This is a genomic window from Congregibacter variabilis (genome assembly GCF_045689235.1).
GTDB classification, from domain to species: Bacteria; Pseudomonadota; Gammaproteobacteria; order Pseudomonadales; family Halieaceae; genus Congregibacter; species Congregibacter variabilis.
The window spans coordinates 2,389,905-2,411,800 of the sequence record NZ_CP136864.1 but is presented as its reverse complement, the minus strand read 5'-3'; the positions used below and the strand labels follow the sequence as shown (position 1 = coordinate 2,411,800).

Here is a 21,896-nt window from a genome sequence, read left to right as displayed (position 1 = left end):
GCTTGCGCTATCTTCGATGTCTAGATAGTTCTTGGGCAAGTATCGTGAGTCTGCTGGGCGAGTTAAAAAGGCGAAATGTATTCCGCGTAGCCGGCGTATACGCCGTAGTCGGCTGGCTGCTAGTACAAGTCAGCGCCTCGCTGGAAGAAGCCGTCGGCCTGCCCGAATGGTTTGACGGTTTAGTGGTCTCTCTTCTGGCGATAGGATTTCCCATCGCTTTGATCTTTGCCTGGGCCTTTGAGCTCACGAGCGATGGCATCAAACGCACCTCCACCGTAGATGCCGACGACAGTATTACTACAAAGACCGGCAGCAAGCTGGATATTGTGTTGGTGCTTGCGCTAATTCTGTTCGCAGGCGCCATGCTGGCCCCGGGGCTGCTAAACCCAGATCGTCTGCCAGGGCTTGCCAGCGACGCGGTCGCCGAAGCGTCCATCGCGGTGTTGCCTTTTGCGGACCTGTCTCCCGCCGGTGACCAGGAATACTTCGCCGATGGCATCTCGGAAGAGCTTCTAAACGTGCTGGCCAAGGTCAGCGGCATGAAGGTCGCGGGACGAACTTCTTCCTTTGCATTTAAAGGCCGCAATGAGGACCTACGGGAAATCGGCCGTGTGTTGGATGTCGCACACATTCTTGAAGGCTCCGTGCGCTCTCAGGGTGACAAGGTCCGGGTAACCGCGCAGCTGATCCAGGTCAGCGATGGCTTTCACCTTTGGTCCGAAACCTACGATGGCGACCTCAACGATATTTTTGCCGTCCAGGATGATATTGCGGCAGAGATTCTGATCGCCATGAAGGCCCAGCTCAATGTCGAGGAGGCGCAGCAGCTAGCTCCGGTGCAGCGCACGGACGTAACCGCCTACGGCTTGTTCCTGGAAGCGCGAGACCTGATTTTTACCCGCGATCCCAAGAATATGGAAAGAGCACTTGAGCTACTTAATAAGGCCATTGAGATTGATCCCGCCTACGCGCCGGCCTATGCGTCGCGCGCCAAAGTACTCACGCTGCTGTCCGACAGGCCTGGCTCCTATGGAACCCTTCCTAGTGGTGAGACGCTCCTGCGGGCGCGAAGCGATGTCGAAAAGGCGCTGGAGCTCGATGCAGAGCTTTCGGACGCCTACGCCGTACAGGGACTGATTAACTCAGACACCGGTCGTAGCGATTTTGCGATTACCAGCCTCCGTCGCGCTATCGAGTTGAACCCCAACTCCCTGGATGCCCGCAATTGGCTGGCCCTGGCCCTGGCCAACGATGGTCGTTTGCGGGACGTAGCTGCGCAGCTCAAAGCATTGACAGATATCGACCCCCTGTATCGACCCGGCGTCAACAATGCGATTCTTTACAGTTTGGATATCGGCGATCGCGACACCGCACGCAGTATCGGTGAACGCTATATTGCGAACACCCAAGATGTCACAGAAAAAACCCTTACTGAGGCTGAGCTATTGGCACGGCTTGACGGAAAAATCGGTGAGTCCATCGCGCTGCGGGAGACGGTCCCGGAGCTCTCTATTAACAGCCTCGACAACGCAAACCTCCGCGGCTCTTATGGAGACCTTGGCATTCTCGACGAGTACAAGGGAAGCGCCAAGACCCTACCGGTATTTGAACCCTGGATGCGCCTGCAACGCAGAGATGTGCAGGGTGCCATCGACCTTGCTGAGGCCGCCATCGAGAAGGCGCCGGATTTCATGGTCGGTCACTCGGTGTACATCGGCGTACTCTTTGAGACCGCTGAAGACCAACGTCTGGTCGATTACTTTGAGGCCGAGTACCGAGGCAGCCTGGAGGAATATGCCACCCGGCTCCGTCCCGGCGTCAACGCCGATCCCCCACCCTACCTCGAGTTGGCCGTTGCCCTGCGCAACACAGGCAACCAGGCAATGCACGAAGAGGCCATGCGGCGCATGCGCTTTGCTATCGATATTTTCAGGGCCGGGGGCGATGTCTCGTCGGCTCGGGATCTCAGCGAAGCGCGCTATTGGGCTATCTGGGGTGATCGCGAAAAAGCCCTGCAGCTATTGGAGCAGGCTTTTAACAAAAGGACGATACTTGATGTCTTTGAGTTTACCTCTCGCGCCTATGAGTCACTTCGCGATGAGGCACGCTTTTGGCAGTTACGGGAGGCAAATCTCAAGCGCGTTAATGAAGAGCGTGAAATTCTGGGATACGCACCGCTGACCTTGGCCTTTTACAGCGGTTTTGACTTAACGCTTAAGGTTTTACCTCCCGCAGCATAGCCGGTCTAGCAATGAGCTACCCGCGAACCAGAGACATTCCGGCTTAACCATCGTCCGAACTGGCTAGCGCGTCCAAACGTTCAGCCAAGCTCAGATCGAGTTCACTCAGACCGCCTATATCATGGGTCGTCAGCGTCACATCAACCGTACGGTAAACGTTGAACCACTCCGGGTGGTGGTTAAGTTTTTCTGCAACGAGTGCAACGGATGTCATCCAGCCAAAAGCCTCGACGAAATCTCGGAACTTATAGGTTTTTTTGGCATGCGTAGCGGCCACCTTCCAGCCAGCAGATGCCAATGCGCTGCGTCCTGCGTCAGTTAACTCGGTACTCATTGTTGCTCCTGTGAACTAACAGCTGGGTTACTGCTCCGTTATCGACCACGGGCTTGCTGCCAAGAAAGAATGCAGACCAAGGCAGCAAAGCAACTGGTGAGGGCAACGGTACCCCACCAGCCGCCGAGATCGTAGGCGATAGTGCCCGTCCAACTGCCCATGCCTCCACCGAGAAACATCAGTGTTATGTATACAGTCATGAGCCGGGTGCGTACCGGCGGCGGTGTATTGAGGCTGGTCATGCGACCCGTGACGTCGACCATGGGACCAACGGTGCTCATTACCAGGATCGGCAAAATTAAAAACAGCCAGTGATAGCTTGCAAGCCCCAGAGTTAGAATCCCTAAAAGGTTGATGGTGGCCATACGGAAACGCGCTTTCTCAGCACCAAAGCGATCCGCCCAGTGACCCAGGCGCGGGGTCACTAGCAGGCCCACTGCAGAAAATGCCGCCAAGTAGCCCACTGTGTCGGTGCCTAGATTAAGTTCAGAGCTGGTCAGGTGTAGTCCGATACCTAGCCAGCAGCTTAAGAATGCTGAAAAGCCCAGGCCCTGGATGATGCCCGACACCATGATACGTGGATGTTTTGAGGCGAGCGTGAATAGCGAGTTTAGAAGCCGGCCATAGCTTTGTCTGTCTGCTTCGCCCGGCGGTTCGTCCGTATCCATGAGCATTGGCAACACAATCATGGAAAGAGCCATAGCCCCTGCCGCCATCCAGTAAACGCTCCGCCAACCAAGTATTTCACCCATGGCACCGGAGGTGACTCGCGAAAGCTGCACACCGGCAATCACCCCAGTTGTAAGGACCGCGGTAACAAAGCCAAGGCGTTCCTTTGGGACTCGTTTTGAGGTGTAGGCGGGGAGTAGGTACGGCGTAATTGTGAAAAACCCCAGCGCGCTAGAGGCTGCAACAAATATACGAAAGTCCTGCACTGTAGCCATGCAGACAAGTGACGCAACCTGAGCCGCGATACACATAATTGCGAGGCGGCGATTACTCATTCGATCGCCCAGTGGCAGTAGAAACAACACGCCCAGGGCCAGGGCAATCTGATTGAGCGCGGGCACCAGCCCCACAAGTCCGTAGCTCACGTCAAAGCTGTCTGCCACAGATCCGATAATCGGGTGAATGTAGTAGGCATTGGCCGTCACGATTGCGCCTGCCGCAGCAAGAAGCACCACTTCGCGGGTGCCAAGCTGCCTAGGGGGGGGGTTGTTCAGGGGCACTGCCTCCCGTTAATGATGAGGAGCCTGGATTTTCTCTTTGGTGTTTTCGTCAGTCGCCTCAAGACCTAGCGCGAGAAAAAACGAAAAGTGAATAAGACAGAGGATGATACCCACCAGGATCGTGCTGACGTACACCGGCTCGGAGCGGGGGATTAGAAAATCAAATGCGGCGAACCATACTGCCGATGTACATAAAATTGCCCAGTACGGAGCACCGTGCAGAATCATACGGCCGCTGAGGTAGCGGGTGATGCGGGCTTTCTCGTCCCGCTCCGCGATGAGCCTTCGCGTCAACACGACACCCCCAAACGTCATGGGTAACACGCCTATCGCGATCACAGCAAAGCCAACTATGAGAGATGCATCCGCGCTTAAACCCGCCATTATCATTACCGGCGGAATGATCGACGCAAGAAAGGCCACGACAGCAAAGCCAAAAACACACCAGGCGTTGGCCTTTTCAAAGACGCCCCAGTTCTTCTTGGTCTGCGTGGCAAAACTGATCGCAATAGCAGAAAAGCCCACGAGGGCGATGGTGACCTGAGACAGGGTGTAGAGCAAAGCCTCATTCAACTCATTCATTTTCGCGGTGCTTATTGCTGACATTTACATGGCAAACCAGTGTAGCTGACAGTCAGAGTACACGCCATAAGAGTGCCAAGGGAGCCATAAAGGTGGCAGGGAATCCTTCCGACGATAAGCCTGCAAACGTCGCATCGGTGATGGTAGAGGTTATTTGGTCGCTGCGCTTGATTTCTGCTCAGCTACAGCCAAGATGAGTAGTAAGGTCTAGAAGGAGAGGCTGTCCATGAGCATTGATCAGAGCACATCATTGGAAATTATTTGCCCCGATTGCACCGCCGTGAACCGGGTACCTCGGGCCAAGCTTGGTGACAGACCCATTTGTGGCAAGTGTCGAAAGCGCCTCGTTGACGGTGAACCGATTATTGGCAGTGATAGCAACTTCAGTCGATTTATTCAGCGCAGTGATTTACCCGTCGTGGTCGATTTCTGGGCACGCTGGTGTGGTCCCTGCGTTCAGTTCGCACCGGTATTCAGCGCGGCTGCTGCTGATATGGCCACCCGGGCGCTGTTTCTCAAGCTCGATACGGAGGCCAATCCAGCGACCGCCGCGCGCTTTCAGATCCGCTCGATCCCGACGCTGATGGTATTTCACCGCGGTGCGGAGCTCGCTCGGCTATCCGGGGCATTACCGCCGGCGCAGTTTCGCCAGTGGCTGGATCAGCAGCTGCCTGCTGCTACCTGATTTCGCTAAAAAACTACCACTCAGTCTGTTTGCTGGCAATTGAGCTTGGAGTAAAAGCGTAATAAATACAGGGCCTAAGCTAAACCTAAGAAAAAACTAAGGTATTCCTGCAGTATTTTTCGCTGTGCGCAGCCATCTTTGCAAATGTGCAAATTCGCAACGGTAATCAGTTTACGGCTGTGTTTGATGCAAAGTGACACGATTCCTATCCAATGACTCGGAGCAGGTAATAGCTATGACCAAGACAAACCCACGCAAGGGCATTCGACGGCTTTTTGTCATACCGGTTGTTTCCATTGCCCTGCTTGCAGCCTGTGAGGCCAAGCAGGGGGTGAGTCCGGTGGTGTTGGATGAAAGCGCTACGCCGCCACCGGCGCGTATTGCCGATGTAGGTGCTGATCGTGTTCGCAACGCAGACGCCGAGCCCGGGAACTGGCTGGCACATGGGCGAACCTACAGTGAGCAGCGATATTCTCCGCTGGACAGTATCAATGCAGAGACCGTTGGCGAGTTGGGTTTCGCTTGGAGCTACGACACCGGCACGCTTCGTGGTATGGAGGCGACGCCTATCGTTGTGGATGGTGTGATGTTCGCCACGGGCTCGTGGAGCAAAGTGTATGCGCTGGATGCGCGTACCGGCAAAGAGCTCTGGACCTATGATCCGCAAGTGCCGGGGAAGTACGGTGTTGTCGCTTGCTGTGACGTCGTCAATCGAGGAGTCGCCATCTGGGAAGGTAGTGTGTTCAGCGCGAGTCTGGACGGTCGGCTGTTTGCGCTGGACGCTAAAACCGGGGTAGAGCAGTGGATGGTAAAAACTACGCCCGAGGATACGGCATATACGATCACCGGAGCACCCAGGGTCATTAATGGACTCGTGATAATCGGGAACGGCGGTGCGGAGTATGGTGTGCGTGGTTACATTTCTGCCTACGATGCCGAGTCGGGTGAACTGATCTGGCGGTTTTACACCGTGCCCGGTGACCCCGATCTCCCCGTTGAGAATCCGGCACTGGAGCGCGCGATGGAAACATGGTCGGCGGGTGGTACCGAGCACAAATGGTGGGAGATTGGTGGAGGTGGTACGGCCTGGGATGCGATGGCCTATGACCCGGAGCTTGATCTTCTTTATGTAGGCACCGGCAACGGCTCGCCATGGAATCGTTGGGTCCGCAGCCCCGGCGGTGGCGACAATCTGTATGTCTCGTCCATATTGGCGATCAAGCCTAAAACCGCCGAGCTCGTGTGGTATTACCAGACGACTCCCGGTGATAACTGGGATTACACGGCGACGCAGCACCTGATTCTGGCAGATCTCGAGCTCGAGAGCGGAACGCGTAAGGTCATCATGCAGGCGCCAAAGAATGGGTTTTTCTACGTATTGGATCGAGTCACCGGGGAGTTTCTCTCGGCGGATCCTTACGCGAAGGTTAACTGGGCAACCGGGGTCGATCCGCTAACAGGGCGCCCTATCGAGAACCCGGCAGTGAGTTACAAGGATAGTGCCCAAGTAGTGCTACCCGGTCCTGGTGGGGCACACAATTGGCATCCCATGGCTTTTAACCCGGGCACGGGACTGGTTTATATCCCGGTGCATGACGCAGAGTTCGTGTATACCAACGAAGAATCGTATGAATACAAGAATATTGGATGGAACACTGGCAACGACTTTGATCTGGTTGCAAACCTTCTGATTGAAGAGGAGGTAGACCTTGAGAAGCCGAGTAGCGTCGGTTATCTCAAAGCCTTCGATCCGGTAACGCGCAAGATTGTCTGGCAGCGCAAGCTCAACACGGCCGTCAACGGCGGCGTGCTGACAACCGCAGGTGACCTGGTTTTTCAGGGTACTGGCGATGGCTATCTTCGCGCCTATGATGCACGCACAGGCGAGACTCGATGGTCGACCGAGGTTCGAACCGGGATTATCGCGCCGCCGGTCAGCTACGAGTTAGATGGAGAGCAGTACATCGCGGTATTGGCGGGTTACGGCGGTGGCGGTGTGGCCACTAACTATGACCCACGCGCAGTACATCACGAGTACGGTAACGACGGGCGCGTGCTGACGTTCAAACTCAACACCGGCAGAGATACACCGCGACCTCAGGAAAAGCGCGGTCCGTTGCCAGAACCGCCGACAATCGAGGCTAATGCCGAAACGCTGCTGGCCGGGGCTAAGACCTACAATCGTTACTGTGCGGTCTGTCATGGTTTCTCGGTAGTCGGCCCCTACAGCTCGCCGCCCGATTTGCGCTATTCGGACGCAGCTGTGTACGAGCTCTACGAGAAGATTTTGCTCGACGGTCTGCTTGCAGAGAACGGCATGGTTAGCTTTGCCGAGGTGCTGGATAAAGACGACGTGCAAAACCTCCGCGCCTATGTGGCGTCAGAAGCTCGCAAAGGCTTCGAACGGCAGCAAAATGCTGAATAACCACTACTGAGCAAAGCGCGTGGGTTTTGGGGCTTGTTAACAACGATCTCTTTAACCCGAGCCTGCGGGGCGCGCAACAGTATTTCGGCTATACCAAAGAACGCACAAAGCGCTCGAGAATGGCATTGGTCGCCTCGGGGGCTTCTTGTTGCAGCCAGTGGCCAACCGCAGGAACAAGCTCGTTAACGCGCAGATCCACATAGCCCGGCTCCAGATCGGCGTACATATCCATACCGGTGATCATCGCGCGCACCGGATCGACTTCGCCGCCAATAAAGCAGGCCGGCTGCGCAAGTGGGACACCTACCGCGGCTTTGGATGCTTCGAAGTCCAGACTCTGAGCTCGATAGCGATTAATGGGTCCGCGAAAACCACCTTCATTAAATGCATCTATGTAGACCTGTAGATCGGCATCGCTCATCCAATCTGGCATAAGCTTGGGGTAAGCCATGCCATCCAAAAACGTGGAGTCCCTGGGTTTGTCGGGCGTAAAAGAGCCTGGCGGCGCATCGGCCGAGGCCGAGTAGTAAGTAGTGCGCAGTGCTTTTGGAATGTCCGCTTCAAATTCAGCTTCGGGCACATTGGCTTGCTGGAAATAGAGCATGTAAAAAAACCGCTCGGCAAACACCTGACGGGCTACCTCAAGCAGCGACACCTCGCTGGCAGGGCGGAAGGGCACGCTCAAGCCTGCGACTGCAGCGACTTTATCGGCGTGCAACATCGCTGTCGCATAGACAATGGGCGCGCCCCAGTCATGGCCAAACAGGATTGCTGGCGCATCGGACAGCGCGCCTATGACCGCCGCAGCGTCACCAGCAAGCTCTGCCAGGGTGTAGGCGGCGACCGGGCTGGGTTTGTCACTACCGCCATAACCGCGAACATCCATAGCGGCTACGGTGTAACCCATGGCCGCAAAATGCCGCATCTGATGGCGCCAGGAGTACCAAAGCTCCGGCCAGCCGTGTACGCAGAGGATGAGTGGGCCCGAACCCTGAATCGCAACACGCAGATTGATGTCCCCGTTCTGGATTGTGCGGAATTCGACGTCACTCATACTGTTCACTCCAGTGCCACTTATAAGGTTCAGGTCAGCGCTCAGCCTGCCTCATGAACGGCTTTCGCCTGCGTGCCCAATTTGATCAGTGCAGGCATGCAGCGCTGTGCGGTCTCACGAAACTGCGCCAGTTTTGCCAGCTTGGGACTTTCCTTGGCCATAAGCCCAACGACCGTGCCCGTGGTCAGGTCAAGGCGGGATTTAGCGAGAAAGCCCATGATGCTGGGGTTCTGTGACCAAAGGCCGCGATTCATCGTGTTGATCATCTGCGCATAGGCAAAGGTCGAGGGTTTGTCGGTGAGCGGGCCGGGCGCAGACAAAGCGTTGCGCGCCTCGTCATCCTCGAAGTTGGCTTCCATGAAGGCGGCCAAGGCTGCGCTGAGAACTACCAGCGGTATCTGCATGGGTTGCAGTACGATCGTATCGCCGCGAAAGATTGGGCCCGCATTATCATTAACTGAAAATGGCACCGCAGACGCAGTGCAATCGATAAACAGACTGTCTTCGGGTACGGACACTTCATCGCCATCAAAGTGGAGTGCTCCCGGCGAAAGGGCTGTCACTCGACCGTGGCGGATAATGTTTTTCACCTGACGCAGTATCTCTATCTCGCCCCGAGAGATTATTGCGTAGTGGAACATCTCGGGCTCGACTTGTGGGTCGATACGCAGGAAGTAGTCCTTAGCACCAAGAATACGCATCATCTCGGCACTATCTGCGCCGCGCTCCGCAGCCTCATGCGCGGCTTCCAAAGTGGCGATCTGCATTTCCATGACCGCCTCAAAAAAATCCTCACCCGGCTGTACATGCTCACGATTCCAAAGCCAGCTCTCGCGTGGTCGCACCCAGCTGATGCTGTCCGCGCTCACACCGGCCTGAATCAACCAGATGACGGTATCCATGGCGGTCTTTCCAGCGCCGAGTACGACATAGTGCTGAGGGAGGGATGCGGGGTTTCGCCAAAGATTAGGCAGCTCCCCAGGAGGGACAATATTTATATCGTCCGTAGCACTGAAACTTCGCGTGTGAGTTGAGGGCACTGAGGTCTGATAAAACGTTGCGTCCACGGTTTTACGGCGTACGCGAATTCGTGTTTCTTCACCGGAGAAGATTCCCACGACGCGCGACTCACCACTTTCGGTTTTGCCTCGATATTCGCTCAGGCGGTGGTAGACCACACGACCCGAAGGCAGCAGACGCATGTTCATGACTTTTTCAAAGTAGGCCAGTACTTCGGCACCGCTGGCCAGGGAGTGCAAGCCCTTGTTGGGTCCGTGATCGTCAACCTGTTCGCTGGCAAACTCCTGTGAGTTCACACCATAGGTTGCGCTGGGTTGATGCAGAGCGACGAAGCCATAGGCATCATTCCAGTGCCCACCAGGCTTGGCATGTTTGTCTACAAGGGTGATATGGCAGTCGGGGTCTTCTTCAATAAGGGTATCTGCAAAGGCCAGAGCAACTGCTCCTGCACCAATGATGAGATAGTCCGTTTCCATTTCGGTCATGCAGCTGCTCTCCGTGTGTGACGTTGCTCGGTGCGATTTTCATGATCGAAGCAACATAGCACAAAAGATCTTTTGTGCTGTTCCCCACGGCGCGACTGTGAGAAAGCTCCGCCGCAGCAGAGCTTTCTCGATCCGCAGTGTCCTCAGTGAGCACTCAGTCGAGGGTCACTCCTTCGACGTAAGGAGCACCGGCAGCGACCAGCGCCTTGGCGAGATCCCTCATGCTGGATTCTGCGCGATCCAATCGGCCGCCGATTGACTCCATGGCCTTGTTGGCAAGCGCAAGCCCCTCTCGGCTGGTTTGCGTGGGCCCATACAAGGAACGATAGATTGTGCGCTCGACAGCAGACAGTCGCTGCGAGACTGTGGGTTTGGTTTTCTCACCCACTTCCACTTTGGCCGGGTTGCCGTTGAGCTCTGCATTGAGCGCATGCAGGGTCTCGCGCAGCTCATGCAGTTTTGCATCAAGCTGACCAGTATCTGCCCGCGAGCGCGTTAAGGCCTTATCCATAGCATCGCTGCTCGCAACAGCGCGCTTGAGCTGCAGAGCCAGCTGTGAAGCTTCTCGTATGGAGTTCTCCCAGGCTCGCCAGAATGTCGCCACGTCAGCGTCGGAGGCGCCCGGCAGCGTGCCTTGATACAGGCGCTCTACCTCGAATCCAATGGGCTCATCGAGCTGACTCACCTGGCCGTCGACGCGCTTGTACAGCGTGGCGGTGTACTTGCCCGGCGCCGCCATCAGACCCTGCGGCGGCTGATGGTCGTCGTCACCCTGATTGAGTGCGATAACGTTTGGAGCCGGGTAGCGCAGATCCCAGGCGATGCGGTGAAAGCCTTTGTCTGCCGGCCCCTCAACGCGCCGCACGACGTTCCCCTGCGCGTCTCTGACGACTACGAGCACGGCGGGAGCTGCCTGGGTCGCCTCTTTGCCGACGGCATCCCAGCCCGGGAACTTGATGTCCTTGCCCGCTGCTTCAAGAGGTTCTTCGGCTTTCTGGCGCGCTTCAGCCAGAGTCTGAAGTCCATCGCTCAAGTGGTAGGTGAATACGGCACCGAAGGACGGATTTGGCGCCACATAATGCGAAGCCCCCTGGGAGCCCTTGAAGTCATCAAAATCAAGGTCGGATCGCGGGATGTACAGCCAGGCCTTGCGTGTGGAGTAGAGCGAGCCCTCCTGCTTAAGTGATGCCTCACTGACTTCACGCAGCACGCTGTAGTCATCCAGTACAAAGAACCCTCGCCCGAAGGACGCGCCTACCAGGTCATTTTCTCGACGCTGTATCGCCAGGTCCCGAAAAGCAATCGTTGGAACGCCGCCCTCGAGTTCTATCCAGCTGTCTCCGGCATCGATGGAGAAAAATACACCGAACTCGGTCGCTGTGAACAGCAGTTCGGGCTTCTCGTGGTCCTGCACCATGCGCCATACGAGATGCCGATCGGGTAAGTCGTCCCCGATGGACTCCCAGCTGCGCCCGCGGTTGGTGCTGCGCACGAGATACGGCGAGTAATCACCGTACTTGTGGTTGTCCAGCGACACATACACAGTATCGGGGTCGTGAAGGTCGGCCTTGATGTCATTGATAAACGCCCGATCCGGAACGCCCATGCGGCTGACTTCTATACGACGCCAGCTCTTGCCGCCGTCGTCCGTGATCTGCAGCAGGCCATCATCGGTGCCTGCATAGATCAGACCGTCCACCAAGGGAGACTCCGATAGCGAAGTGATGCTGTTGTAGTTCGACATAGCCAACACGTCCCAGGACGAGTCCCAGCTCTGCTGGCGTCCCATGATCGGCAACTCGAAGCGCTCCTCGTTGCGTGTCAGGTCACCGGATATCGGCTGCCAGCTGTCACCGCGATTATCCGAACGCCACACGCGCTGGCTGGCAAAGTAAATGCGCGCAGGATCGTGCGGGCTGACATGGATTGGCGCATCCCAGTTGAAGCGTTCGTAATCCTCACCCTCTCTCGGTTGCGGCTGTATATCGATGACTTCGCCGGTGGTCATGTCGATACGCGAGAGCGCGCCCTCCTGACGTTCGGCATAGACGATATCCGGATTGCCTGGCTCGGTGGCGGGCGCGTGTCCGTCCCAATCCAGCACCAGCCGCCAATCTGCATTGCGAATACCGTTGACGCTGTCAGTGCGTGAGGGCCCACCCTGGGTGCCATTGTCCTGCGTGCCGCTGTAAATGTTGTAGAAGGGCGCGGCGTCATCTACCGCCAGCTTATAAAACTGCGTGATTGGCAGGTTTGGCATATAGCGCCAGTTCGCTGCCTGATCAAAGCTTTCGTACACGCCGCCATCTGTTCCTAGAAGCAGGTAATCCGGGTCGCTGAGTTTGAAGGCCAGCGCGTGGTTATCGCCATGACGGTGCTCACGATTAACCGGGCCCCAGGTCATACCGCCGTCGGTGGACTGCTTGAGTTGAGCGTCCATGAGGTAAAGATGATCAAAGCGATGCGGTGAGGCATAAAGCTCAACATAGTAGTGCGCGCCCGTGCCTCCTGAGATGACGTCGGACTGCTGTGTCCAGGACTCGCCGCGGTCCAGGGACTTCCAGATGCCGCCCTTGCGTCGATTAAGTTCAATCGCGGCGTAAACGATATCGGGCTGCTGCGGCGATATAGCAAGGCCAATCTTGCCCATCTTGCCCTCGGGGAGGCCTTCGGCAAGCTGCGTCCAGGTGTCGCCGCCGTCCTCGCTGCGGTAGATCGCGGATTTTGCGCCGCCGTCCATCAAGGATGCCACGCTGCGCTGATGCTGCCAGGTCGCGGCATACACCCGCTCCGGGTTTCGCGGATCAATGGCGATATCGGTCACGCCGGTGAACTCCTCGTCGCCAAGGGTTTTGCTCCAGGTCAGCCCCCCGTCCGTGGACTTGTAGAAACCGCGTTCACCACCCGGACTCCATAGTGGGCCCTGTGCCGCGACGTAAACGGTATTCGGATTGTTCGGATGGATAATGATCTTGCCGATGTGCTGTGAGTCTTTAAGACCCATGTTTGTCCAGGTCTTTCCGCCGTTGCTGGACTTATAGACGCCGTCCCCGAACCCGAAGTGCCGACCGCCACCGTGCTCGCCGGTGCCGACCCAGACCGTATTGTTGTCCTTCGGATCCAGCGCCAGGGCGCCGATGGAATAAGACCCTTCGTTGTCAAAAATTGGTTCGAAGGTGGTGCCGGCGTTGACGGTTTTCCACACACCGCCGGAACCGACAGCTACGTACCAGGTGTTTTCATTCTCAGGATGGATGGCCAGGTCCGCTATGCGTCCAGATCGGACCGCCGGCCCAATATTGCGCAGGGCCAGACCTTTGAAGGTCGCCTCGGACAAGACCGCTGTCTCGTCATCTGCGGCGAAGGTAGTGCCGCCAGTTGAGATGCCTATAGCCAGTGTGATCGTGGTCAGAATAGTCTTAACGCTTCTCATGATGAGTCGCCTTTTTCTAGATTGAGGTGATAAGGATAACCGGAAACTTGTTACCTTGGCCCGCGCTGCACCCGCAGGATGACGAACTTGGCGTTGGAGGCTATCAATTCGGCTTTGCCGAACAACCTTTTAAGCGCTGAGTGATAACCCAGGTGTCGGTTCCCAATGACCCACAGTTCTCCGCCCGGTCTTAGCACCTCCTGCGCCTGTTTAAACATGCGCTGGGCAATCTGGTCGCCTACCGTTTGCTGCTGGTGAAATGGCGGGTTGCACAGCACCAGATCCGCCGAAGCAGCTGAGAAGTCTTCGAGACCGTCGCCCACACAAAACGCTGCTTCGCGTGCCGCGCCGAACGCCCGGTTGAAGTTCTCCCGCGCCGACGCCACCGCCATGAATGATTCATCGACAAAATGCACCATAGCGGTTGGGTGCCGCGCGGCTGCTTGCAGGCCTAGTACGCCATTACCGCATCCAAGATCAATGATGTCTTGTGCCTGCGGCAGCACGGGCAGGTGTTGCAGAAAAAATCGCGTCCCGATATCCAGACTGTCGCGCGAGAACACATTGGCATGGTTGCTGATAAACCAGTCTGTACCCTCCAGTCGATACTGCACCGGGTAGGGATTGTCTGGCACCGTGAGCCCTGGGTCCGGGGTCACTCGAATCAGCTTTGCCTTCTTCCATGCAAGGTCCGTGTCGGTGGGCCCCAGTAACTTTTCCAGTAGCGTCCACACGCTGCGGGGCAAGGCTTTGACCATGCCTGCCACCAACACCTTGGTGTCGGCAGTCAGTAGCGGTCTTAGCTTTATCAGCTGATCTTCGAGCAAGGCCAAGGTCTTGGGCACCTTGATCAGTATCAGGTCAAGGGGACCTGTCGGTTGTTGCATGCTGTGCAGCAGAGTCACTGTCCCGGGATCAATGCCATTGGCCAGAAGATTATCGCGTGTTGCCAGTTGGCTGAGAAAGGAGTCCGACCAGGCCTGGCTTGCCCAGGGCGCCAAGGCTACGGTGAGTGCTCCAAAGCTGTCGTTAACGACCAGAATACGACGGTCAGCGCGCGCTGGTCTTTGCTTTGCGACTTCGCGCAGCAAATATTCGTCCGCCGCGTCCCAGGCACGCAGCAGTTCTTTGCGACGCCTGGGGCGGCGTTGCAGGGTGAAGCGGCCCTGGGCAACTTCCAGAGTGGTTTCGGTTGTGCTCATAAACTGCTCCGGGAACCTTGGATCTTGCGCGCGTCAGATTAGTTGCCAATGAATCGCATACAAAACGGCCTGGGTGCGATCCTGGCAGTTAAGTTTAGATAGTACCTCGCGCTCCGGGAAGCAGGCTCTGCGCATAGGATTGTTCCCCAGTTACGATAGCCACAAGCCATTTGAGGCTCAGGCTTTGCTTGGCGCCGCGGGGGGCTATGCGCTGCATAGCTATCTGGACTATGCCAATAAACGCAGCGGCATTGCGGTGCTTAGAGCGGCGGACCTGGCATCCGGTCCGGTGATGACGGCGGAGATGGATCGCGTGCTGCCCTTGGGTTTTCATGGGTGCTTCTTGGGGGCCTAGTTACTATGACTTATCGTAGAGGAAAGCCTAAGGCCTTACCTCTACTACGATGTCGCCAAGTTGGCTAGCGCGGTAGCTCACAATATCATCCGGTTTTAAAAAATGTCCCGAGGCTTGCTCATTGCCAATAAAGACCGGGATAGCGGTATCCATAAGGCTGTCTTCGCTAAAGGGGCCGCCTTTGAGCAGATAGGCCAGTATTATCTCGATGTAGTCGTGTCGTGAGGGGGGTGTAAAGATGACGCCTTCGGAGGTGCCGGACATCAGAGTCATGTCTCTGTCGATGCGCTGATTTGGTGTGAGCTTGTAGAATGCATCGTCATAGTAAAAACGCGGCGCCGACATATCGCCGAGCACTTTTTCGGTGAGTTCACGAAAATCAAGAATCATTTCGCTGCCCCGAGCATCCTGACGCGCTTCGCCGTTGACGTATGTCATCATTCGAGTGCCCGCAACAAATGCCTTCCAGTCTTTTGGGATAACCAGGAACGGACCTGTGGGAAAGAACCCGGGACCACTTTTTGCATCGCTGAAGCCATAGCCTGAGTCGAGATTGTCCGCATCGGCGAGCTTCAGGAGAGCGACCCGGTCCGTAAAGTCAGCGCAGAGGAAAACCCCTTTGACCGCAGCCTCAAAGTCTTTCAAAGACTCGATAGGGCGATCAAAGCGCATGCAAAGTTCGACCTCATAGTCCAGCAGGCCGTCTGCCGGTGCAGGCACCGTCGTGCGAGCGGGTGTGGCGGCTCCGAATTTCGGGAAGTTAAAGACGGAGTTACTGGATGCCTCAGCAGCGTGCTCAGGGAAGTTTGTTCCAATGCCTATGTGTCGTTTACCCGGGGGGCCGCTAGGCCGGAGGGCCGCGATATCAATCACATGCCGTTTTATCGTTGAAGAGGAAACACTCGCTAGTTGATCTTTGTTGATCGATGCTAGTGCAGTAAATGGATCGCTGACTTGAGCAGCACCAAGATCCGTAAGGGTGACACCGCTCACTTTAGAGCCGTCGATGGCCTCAACAAGTAACGTGACAATGTCTCCATTCGCAGCGGTGTACTGCGCAAGTGTTAGCGCTGTATCGAGATCAGCGATTTCTAGTGTAAGTGGCTCGTTCTCGAAGCTCGCTATGTTGAACTTGGGGTCTTCAGATGTCAGCCAGGCAATGAACGTCACAATGCCTGCCCCGAGAATTATGAAACTACTGTTTCTTAGCGTTCTTGCTGGCATTAATAGGTTCGCCTTTATAGCACCTTGTTTTTAGGTTCCGTCCGTATCGGCGCAAAAGTTGTAAGCTTCGCGCACCCACCGTGGCGTTTTCTCAGGCAGCGTCACGAGCCGAGGCCGCCATCTTTTGTTCGTTCTTAACGTCAGCCAGGTCCTCGCGCAAAGAGCGCGCTGCCATTACATAGTGAAAAGCCGACCAGACGTTGACCAGTGTGACTGCGCAAAGGGCGTAGCGCAGGCCTTGGGCGGTGGCAAAATTCTCCTCCATACCGCCTGCAGCGAGGGAGATCCGGAACATATCGCTCAACCATCCTGCCAGCGTGGGCCCAAGACCCAGGCCAATCAGATTGATGATCAGCAGCAAGACGGCGCCCGCTAGCGCGCGCTCACGAATGCCAGCCAGACTCTGCGTCATGGTGAAGGTGGGGCCCAGGTACATGTAGCCAAGCAGCTGCGAAGGAAGTATCAAGGTCAGGATGAGTACCTTGCTGGGAAGCAGGTAGATGCACAGCGCAATCGGCACGGCCAAAATCGTAGCGATGGCGGGTACGAGCATGTAGTAGCGCTCATCATCGCGTTTGCATGCAATACGGTCAGACAGGTAGCCACCCAGATAGATGCCCCCCATGATGCCCACAGCAGAGATCATGGAAAGCGCAAAGCCGACCTCTGCCACTGTCATACCATGAGAGCGGATCAAAAATGCTGGCACGAAGGAGCCCACACCGTAGCCGGCAAAGGCGTGCAGCGCTGCGGCAAGCGAAAGATGGCGAAAAGATCGCCGGCGCCAAAGCGCCGTTAAGGCCTCCCCTACGGGTGGCGCCTTTGCGGCCACGCTGATGTTGTCTGAGAATCCCCGGGGCGGTTCTCGCAGCGTCAGCTTTAACAGCAGTGCCAGCAGTACACCGGGTAGACCCACCACAAAAAATGCGGCGCGCCATCCGTACTGCTCGGCTACGGCGCCTGATACAAGAAAGCCCAAAAAGACACCGCCGCCGATTCCCATGGAGTAGATGGACATCGCCCGGGCGCGCTTCTCCGGCGCGAAGTAATCGCTGATCAGGGAGTAGGCGGGAGGGCTGCAGCCGGCCTCACCCACGCCTACACAAATCCGGGCGATCAGCAGGTGAGAGAAGGTTTTGGCAAAGCCCGTGAACGCTGTGGCCGCGCTCCAGATCGCGATCGAGAAAGCGATGATATTCACGCGACTGCGTTGATCGGCCAGTCGTGCGATCGGAATTCCTAACGTTGAGTAAAACAGCGCAAACGCCAGTCCGCCCAGCAGCCCCATTTGCGTGTCGGAAAACTGGAACTCCTGCTTGATGGGCTGCAGGAGGGTCGTGAAAATCTGCCGGTCAAGAAAATTGAAGACATAAACGGCAAACAGCAGCCAGATGACGTAGCGCTTGTAGCCTTCACTGGCGGTGAACTCGGCGCTGTTCGAGGGAGAGTCTAAGCCTGTGGCCGCTGCTGCATCTTCTGTGTGCTGCACGCTTGCAGTGAGCTCGGGTTTATCAGTCATCGGGTCTCTCTGCTTTTATTAGTTGGTTTGAGCCGGCGGTTCGTAGCATAGTCGATTTGTCGGAGGGCGAACGTTACCAAAAGTCCGTGCTCCACGATATTGAAATTCGTCTACCGCAGATGACACTTGCAGCCAGCGCCATCGCAACAAAGCTGCTTAGTAGTTTAGACGCGGAAGCACAGCCACCACTCCCCAGATGCATCGGACCCACTATCAACGGCAAAAACCCCATTCCTCTACTACACTCGTTCAGTCGGTCCAAAAACACACTGACGAATCGAATGCACAATAAAGTCTCTAGAGGAGGCAGATAATGAATAAATTGCATAGAGGTGCGGCGCTTACAGCCGCTGTTTTAGGGTTTTCTGCGCAAGCTAGCTTTGCACAGGTCACGGAAGATGGAATGGGTAAGATTGTTCCCGTTGAAATGTTTGTCTGCAACTTTGTCGAAGGAAAAGGTCAGGCTGATCTGGATATTGTCGTTGAGCAATGGTCCAAGTTTATGGACAACAAAAAGATACGTAACTACGCCGCCTGGCAGTTAACGCCCTACTATTACGGCGGCGAGCAAAATTTCGACATGATCTGGATGGGCGCGTCGTCCGATGGTAACGCCATGGGAAATACTACGCACGAGTATTTGATGAATGGCGGTGAAATCGCAGCGGGATTTGAAGAAGTGATTCAGTGTCGGGCGCATATTGGCCTTAGCTCTGCGATGTATCAGGCACCGCCGAAGAACTCCACGCCGAGTTCATCCGTCATGACGATGAGTGACTGCAAGATGGAAGAAGGCACGCGTTATTCTGACGTCCGGGCTGCAGAAATCGAATGGGCTGCTTACCGAAAGGAAAACGGTTCAAAGGCGGGAATGTGGCACTGGTATCCAAGCTTCGGCGGTGGTGATCAGGATCTGGATTATAAGATTGTTTACGCCTACCCCAGCTTTAAAGAGCTGGGATCTGACTGGGAAATGATCGCTAACGGTGGTGGCCGGGCAAAGTCCGACGACATCTTCGGTAACCTTGATGAGTGCGACGACGCACGCGTTTATGTGGCCCGAAGCATTAGGGAAGCACAGCTACGTAAGTAGCACTTTTACACGGCCGCCGCGAGGCGGCTTGTTTCGCCCTGTGCGTGGCCCTTTGAATGTAAGCCACTCGTTGCTGGTTATATTCCCAGAACTTTATGGGTTATTGTGAAACGCGCTAATGCTTAGTCAAAGCAGGAAATCAGCATGCAACCGACCTGTCCCTCCTGTCAGTCGCAATACAGCTACGAAGATCGTGGTCGGTGGGTCTGCCCCGAATGTGGTGAGGAGTGGTCGATGGATAGTGAAACCACTTCTGAAGAAGGGGCCACAGTAAAAGATACCAACGGCAATCCGCTGGCCGATGGTGACTCTGTGGTGGTTATCAAGGATCTGAAGGTAAAAGGCTCGTCGTCGGTGGTGAAGGTTGGGACCAAGGTCAAAAACATTCGCCTTGTTGCAGGCGATCATGACATCGACTGTAAAATTCCCGGAATAGGTGCAATGGGGCTCAAATCGGAATTCGTGAAGAAAGCCTGATGCCAGTTTTGCAGTTGGTCATCGGAAGCTCTTGCGAGGCTCGAACCGTTTTTACCAGGATGAGTGAATGCGGCGGCGTTTTATGAACTGTAAAGAGAGGGATTAGAAGTGGGTGTTGAAGTTCAGGGTGTTTTTGGCTTTCTCATATTGGTCGCGAACGTTTGGGCGATTATCAGCATTGTTCAGTCAAAAGCCAGTACCGGTGCGAAAGTGCTTTGGTCGGTGCTGGTTTTATTGTTGCCGATACTCGGTTTGATCATCTGGTTCTTTGCGGGCCCGCGAAGCGCCGCAAAGTAGAGAGTTCAGGTCACAGCCATCCCTCGACCCTTAACTCTTCCATAAGAGCCTGGAACTCCGGCGAGCTTCGAATTACATCGTAGTAGGGCAATAAGGGTTCTAGGTAGGGCCTCACGCCTGAGGGGCTCGCCAGTCCAGCGCGCAAACACGCTACTGTCTCCTGTACAGCCTGCGTTAGCCCCAGCGCCTGACAGGCGTCCTGTCTGACAAAGAACATCGCAGTGGGTGATTGGCCGTTCTGACGTAAAAACTGCATGACGTCAGCTTTTGCCGCTTCGGGATCACCCTCAAGGAGACGGAATATCGCATCTTCCGTGGGGAAAGTGGATTCCCAGATCTCAGCCGCAGCCAATGACTCCGTGCCCAGCCGGTCTTTCAGTGCCTCAACACCTGCGGCGAGTTGCTCGGTATCCCCGCGCAATAACAGTGGCATCAGATCAAATTCAATTTCTGAGCGAAGTCTTGCTGCGGTGTCCTGCTGTGGGTAAAGCTCTTTGAGTGCAGGAGCAATACGTGCCGCCTCGGCGTAGTCCTTTTGAGCCAGCAGCACGGTCCGGTAGTCGGACAGAATCCGGCGCTGGTCCTGGACAGTGCCTGCGTCGAGCTGTGCCTTCAGCTCCTGCCGATATCTGGCCAGGTCATGATGTTGGCTGTAGCGGAGCTCTGTGGTGACTAGCTTCAATCTAACATCGGTCTGCGGGCTGGCATCGGCCAGTTGTTTGGCCTCGTCATAGCGATGCACCATCATCAGACGGTAAATCAGTCCGCGCCGGAGACGCAGGTTGCCGGGTTCCAACTCTGCCGCCACGCGCGAAGCTTCGATAAAACCGTCGAAGTCGCCCTTCCGGCGCTTAATCCATGATTGTATTTCCAGTAGGCGCGTGTCCGATGGTGCGAGGCTGCGGGCGCTGGTGATGAGCTGATCGGCTCGATCGTAATCACGCAGAATGTAATAGAGGTAATACGCCTGAGCCGTTAAGTGCTCGGCGGTGCCTGGAGCCACCTCTGCGATGCGTGTAATCAGGTCCTCGGTCTGCGCGACCTCCGCGGGATTGGGCTCGCTGAAGTTGGCCTGGGCAATCACCCCCACCAATTCCATCATTGGCCGGACAAATTGCGGGTCCAGCGCAATGGCCTTCTCCAGCATACCCACCAGCGTGCTTCGATAGTCGTTGCTACCGGGGCTGGATTGCTCCTGATACCGCATGGCCTGGTGGAACGCCCGGTAGGCGGCAATGTTAGATGTGGGAACGACGGCCAGCTGCGCCTCGTCAGACGGGCTCAGACTGGTTTGTAATGCCTTGGCGATAGCCCTGGCAATCTCGGACTGCACCGCAAAAATACTCTCGGCGCTGAGCTGCCGGTCGTAGGTTTCTGCCCAGAGGTTGTCGTCGGTCTGTGCGTCAATGAGCTGTACGTTAATGCGCATCTGCTGACCTGCTACCCTCACGCCTCCTTCTAAAATAGCGTCTGCGTCGAGCTCCTTTCCGATCTGGGTTATCAGCTTTGTGGAGTTTGCATAGGCCATGGAGGAGGTGCGTGATATCACCCGCAGTCCCTGTATCTGCGCCAGCCGATTGAGCAGATCATCGTGCACGCCCTCGGCAAAAAATGCGCCGTCGTCGCCGCCACCGGACACTGTGAAGGGCAAGACGCCAATCATTGGAGGTCCGTCGTCGCGTTCTGCCGACGGAAGCACCACGCCAAGATCGTCAGCGTTCTCTAAAACGCCGAAGCCAATAACGCCAAGGACAGTCAGCAGAGCGCATAGCAACAAATAGTCGGCAGCACGCAGAGGTGCGGCATGATCCAGGTCTTCAGATGTGGCGGCGGGGGTGCGTCGAATACCCGTGGCGGTAATATCAAAAAACCAGCCGAACACCAGCGCAACCGGAAAGCCGGCGATCGCGATTAACAGCACATACCGTATGAGTGCTTCTGGCAGGGACAGCGCCGGCAGCAGCACATCGGCCACTTGCATCAGTCCCCAGGTGCCGACGATATATAGCGCCAGAGTCCTGAGGACGCGCCTGCGGCGAAGCTCGGCGAACAGCGAACTCACCACAACGTAGCGCTCGACTTCACAAGCCATGCGGCGGCGGTAGCGTTATTCATCACAAAGCCAGTGGGAGCGATAGGGTGCATGGAAAACGCGACTATCCAATGTCAAAACAGGGCTAAGCGTAGCAGATCAGCAGGATGGGAGTCTGTGAACCAGACCATTGTGCGGCCTTTAAAGCAG

At 56.2% G+C, this 21,896-nt stretch carries 17 protein-coding genes; 7 read left to right on the top strand and 10 right to left on the bottom strand.

Features of this window, described 5'->3' with window-relative positions:
• The first annotated feature begins 44 nt into the window (after window positions 1–44).
• Window positions 45–2,240 carry an adenylyl cyclase gene (locus R0135_RS10600; protein ID WP_407346810.1) on the top strand — a complete coding sequence of 732 codons (2,196 nt, stop codon included), beginning with the start codon at window positions 45–47 and terminating at the stop codon, window positions 2,238–2,240.
• Window positions 2,241–2,283: 43 nt separating this feature from the next.
• Here the strand turns inward: R0135_RS10600 and R0135_RS10595 are convergent, their stop codons facing one another.
• The 3 genes from R0135_RS10595 to R0135_RS10585 are packed head-to-tail and all read right to left on the bottom strand — an operon-like array spanning window position 2,284 to window position 4,385.
• The gene (locus R0135_RS10595; RefSeq protein WP_407346809.1) at window positions 2,284–2,574 is read right to left on the bottom strand and encodes a 4a-hydroxytetrahydrobiopterin dehydratase; all 291 of its coding nucleotides are present in this window, start codon (window positions 2,572–2,574) and stop codon (window positions 2,284–2,286) included.
• Between the two features lie 38 nt (window positions 2,575–2,612).
• On the bottom strand, window positions 2,613–3,803 hold the full coding sequence (locus tag R0135_RS10590) for an MFS transporter (protein ID WP_407346808.1): 1,191 nt from the start codon (window positions 3,801–3,803) through the stop codon (window positions 2,613–2,615).
• 9 nt (window positions 3,804–3,812) lie between these two features.
• The gene (locus R0135_RS10585) at window positions 3,813–4,385 is read right to left on the bottom strand and encodes a hypothetical protein (protein WP_407346807.1); all 573 of its coding nucleotides are present in this window, start codon (window positions 4,383–4,385) and stop codon (window positions 3,813–3,815) included.
• 226 nt (window positions 4,386–4,611) lie between these two features.
• Here R0135_RS10585 and trxC point away from each other — a divergent pair, with 226 nt between their 5' ends.
• Both trxC and R0135_RS10575 read left to right on the top strand, forming a co-directional pair.
• Window positions 4,612–5,070 (top strand): thioredoxin TrxC, encoded by a 459-nt coding sequence (trxC, locus tag R0135_RS10580; protein WP_407346806.1) that lies wholly within the window; start codon window positions 4,612–4,614, stop codon window positions 5,068–5,070.
• 235 nt (window positions 5,071–5,305) lie between these two features.
• Window positions 5,306–7,495: a PQQ-dependent dehydrogenase, methanol/ethanol family gene (locus tag R0135_RS10575; RefSeq protein ID WP_407346805.1), complete on the top strand. Its 2,190-nt coding sequence runs from the start codon at window positions 5,306–5,308 to the stop codon at window positions 7,493–7,495.
• A gap of 88 nt (window positions 7,496–7,583) precedes the next feature.
• Here R0135_RS10575 and R0135_RS10570 read toward each other — a convergent pair whose 3' ends face one another.
• The 4 genes from R0135_RS10570 to R0135_RS10555 all read right to left on the bottom strand — a co-directional run bounded on the left by R0135_RS10570 (window position 7,584) and on the right by R0135_RS10555 (window position 14,689).
• On the bottom strand, window positions 7,584–8,549 hold the full coding sequence (locus R0135_RS10570; RefSeq protein WP_407346804.1) for an alpha/beta fold hydrolase: 966 nt from the start codon (window positions 8,547–8,549) through the stop codon (window positions 7,584–7,586).
• Window positions 8,550–8,590: 41 nt separating this feature from the next.
• Complete coding sequence (locus R0135_RS10565) at window positions 8,591–10,054, bottom strand: NAD(P)-binding protein (RefSeq protein WP_407346803.1); 1,464 nt, start codon at window positions 10,052–10,054, stop codon at window positions 8,591–8,593.
• A gap of 154 nt (window positions 10,055–10,208) precedes the next feature.
• On the bottom strand, window positions 10,209–13,487 hold the full coding sequence (locus R0135_RS10560) for a VPS10 domain-containing protein (RefSeq protein ID WP_407346802.1): 3,279 nt from the start codon (window positions 13,485–13,487) through the stop codon (window positions 10,209–10,211).
• Between the two features lie 50 nt (window positions 13,488–13,537).
• Window positions 13,538–14,689: a methyltransferase gene (locus R0135_RS10555; protein ID WP_407346801.1), complete on the bottom strand. Its 1,152-nt coding sequence runs from the start codon at window positions 14,687–14,689 to the stop codon at window positions 13,538–13,540.
• Window positions 14,690–14,762: 73 nt separating this feature from the next.
• Here R0135_RS10555 and R0135_RS10550 point away from each other — a divergent pair, with 73 nt between their 5' ends.
• Complete coding sequence (locus R0135_RS10550; RefSeq protein ID WP_407346800.1) at window positions 14,763–15,044, top strand: carotenoid oxygenase family protein; 282 nt, start codon at window positions 14,763–14,765, stop codon at window positions 15,042–15,044.
• Window positions 15,045–15,071: 27 nt separating this feature from the next.
• Here the strand turns inward: R0135_RS10550 and R0135_RS10545 are convergent, their stop codons facing one another.
• Both R0135_RS10545 and R0135_RS10540 read right to left on the bottom strand, forming a co-directional pair.
• The gene (locus tag R0135_RS10545; RefSeq protein WP_407346799.1) at window positions 15,072–16,268 is read right to left on the bottom strand and encodes a fumarylacetoacetate hydrolase family protein; all 1,197 of its coding nucleotides are present in this window, start codon (window positions 16,266–16,268) and stop codon (window positions 15,072–15,074) included.
• Between the two features lie 91 nt (window positions 16,269–16,359).
• On the bottom strand, window positions 16,360–17,787 hold the full coding sequence (locus R0135_RS10540; RefSeq protein WP_407346798.1) for a spinster family MFS transporter: 1,428 nt from the start codon (window positions 17,785–17,787) through the stop codon (window positions 16,360–16,362).
• Between the two features lie 313 nt (window positions 17,788–18,100).
• On the opposite strand from R0135_RS10540, the gene R0135_RS10535 reads away from it, so the two are divergent.
• The 3 genes from R0135_RS10535 to R0135_RS10525 all read left to right on the top strand — a co-directional run bounded on the left by R0135_RS10535 (window position 18,101) and on the right by R0135_RS10525 (window position 19,654).
• A complete protein-coding gene (locus R0135_RS10535; RefSeq protein WP_407346797.1) occupies window positions 18,101–18,880 on the top strand; it encodes a hypothetical protein in 780 nt (259 codons plus the stop codon).
• Window positions 18,881–19,018: 138 nt separating this feature from the next.
• Entirely contained in the window at window positions 19,019–19,357 is a 339-nt protein-coding gene (locus R0135_RS10530; protein ID WP_407349907.1) for a zinc ribbon domain-containing protein YjdM, read from the top strand.
• Between the two features lie 108 nt (window positions 19,358–19,465).
• Window positions 19,466–19,654, top strand: a complete 189-nt coding sequence (locus R0135_RS10525) for a PLDc N-terminal domain-containing protein (RefSeq protein ID WP_407346796.1) — start codon at window positions 19,466–19,468, stop codon at window positions 19,652–19,654.
• A gap of 10 nt (window positions 19,655–19,664) precedes the next feature.
• Here the strand turns inward: R0135_RS10525 and R0135_RS10520 are convergent, their stop codons facing one another.
• Window positions 19,665–21,746 (bottom strand): hypothetical protein, encoded by a 2,082-nt coding sequence (locus tag R0135_RS10520; protein ID WP_407346795.1) that lies wholly within the window; start codon window positions 21,744–21,746, stop codon window positions 19,665–19,667.
• Window positions 21,747–21,896: the final 150 nt, after the last annotated feature.

Coding starts and splice junctions, on each gene's coding strand:
- R0135_RS10540 (WP_407346798.1), bottom strand. CDS start 17,787: ATGACTGATAAACCCGAGCTCACTGCAAGCGTGCAGCACACAGAAGAT.
- R0135_RS10560 (WP_407346802.1), bottom strand. CDS start 13,487: ATGAGAAGCGTTAAGACTATTCTGACCACGATCACACTGGCTATAGGC.
- R0135_RS10575 (WP_407346805.1), top strand. CDS start 5,306: ATGACCAAGACAAACCCACGCAAGGGCATTCGACGGCTTTTTGTCATA.
- R0135_RS10565 (WP_407346803.1), bottom strand. CDS start 10,054: ATGACCGAAATGGAAACGGACTATCTCATCATTGGTGCAGGAGCAGTT.
- R0135_RS10595 (WP_407346809.1), bottom strand. CDS start 2,574: ATGAGTACCGAGTTAACTGACGCAGGACGCAGCGCATTGGCATCTGCT.
- R0135_RS10545 (WP_407346799.1), bottom strand. CDS start 16,268: ATGCCAGCAAGAACGCTAAGAAACAGTAGTTTCATAATTCTCGGGGCA.
- R0135_RS10520 (WP_407346795.1), bottom strand. CDS start 21,746: ATGGCTTGTGAAGTCGAGCGCTACGTTGTGGTGAGTTCGCTGTTCGCC.
- R0135_RS10570 (WP_407346804.1), bottom strand. CDS start 8,549: ATGAGTGACGTCGAATTCCGCACAATCCAGAACGGGGACATCAATCTG.
- trxC (WP_407346806.1), top strand. CDS start 4,612: ATGAGCATTGATCAGAGCACATCATTGGAAATTATTTGCCCCGATTGC.
- R0135_RS10535 (WP_407346797.1), top strand. CDS start 18,101: ATGAATAAATTGCATAGAGGTGCGGCGCTTACAGCCGCTGTTTTAGGG.
- R0135_RS10585 (WP_407346807.1), bottom strand. CDS start 4,385: ATGAATGAGTTGAATGAGGCTTTGCTCTACACCCTGTCTCAGGTCACC.
- R0135_RS10555 (WP_407346801.1), bottom strand. CDS start 14,689: ATGAGCACAACCGAAACCACTCTGGAAGTTGCCCAGGGCCGCTTCACC.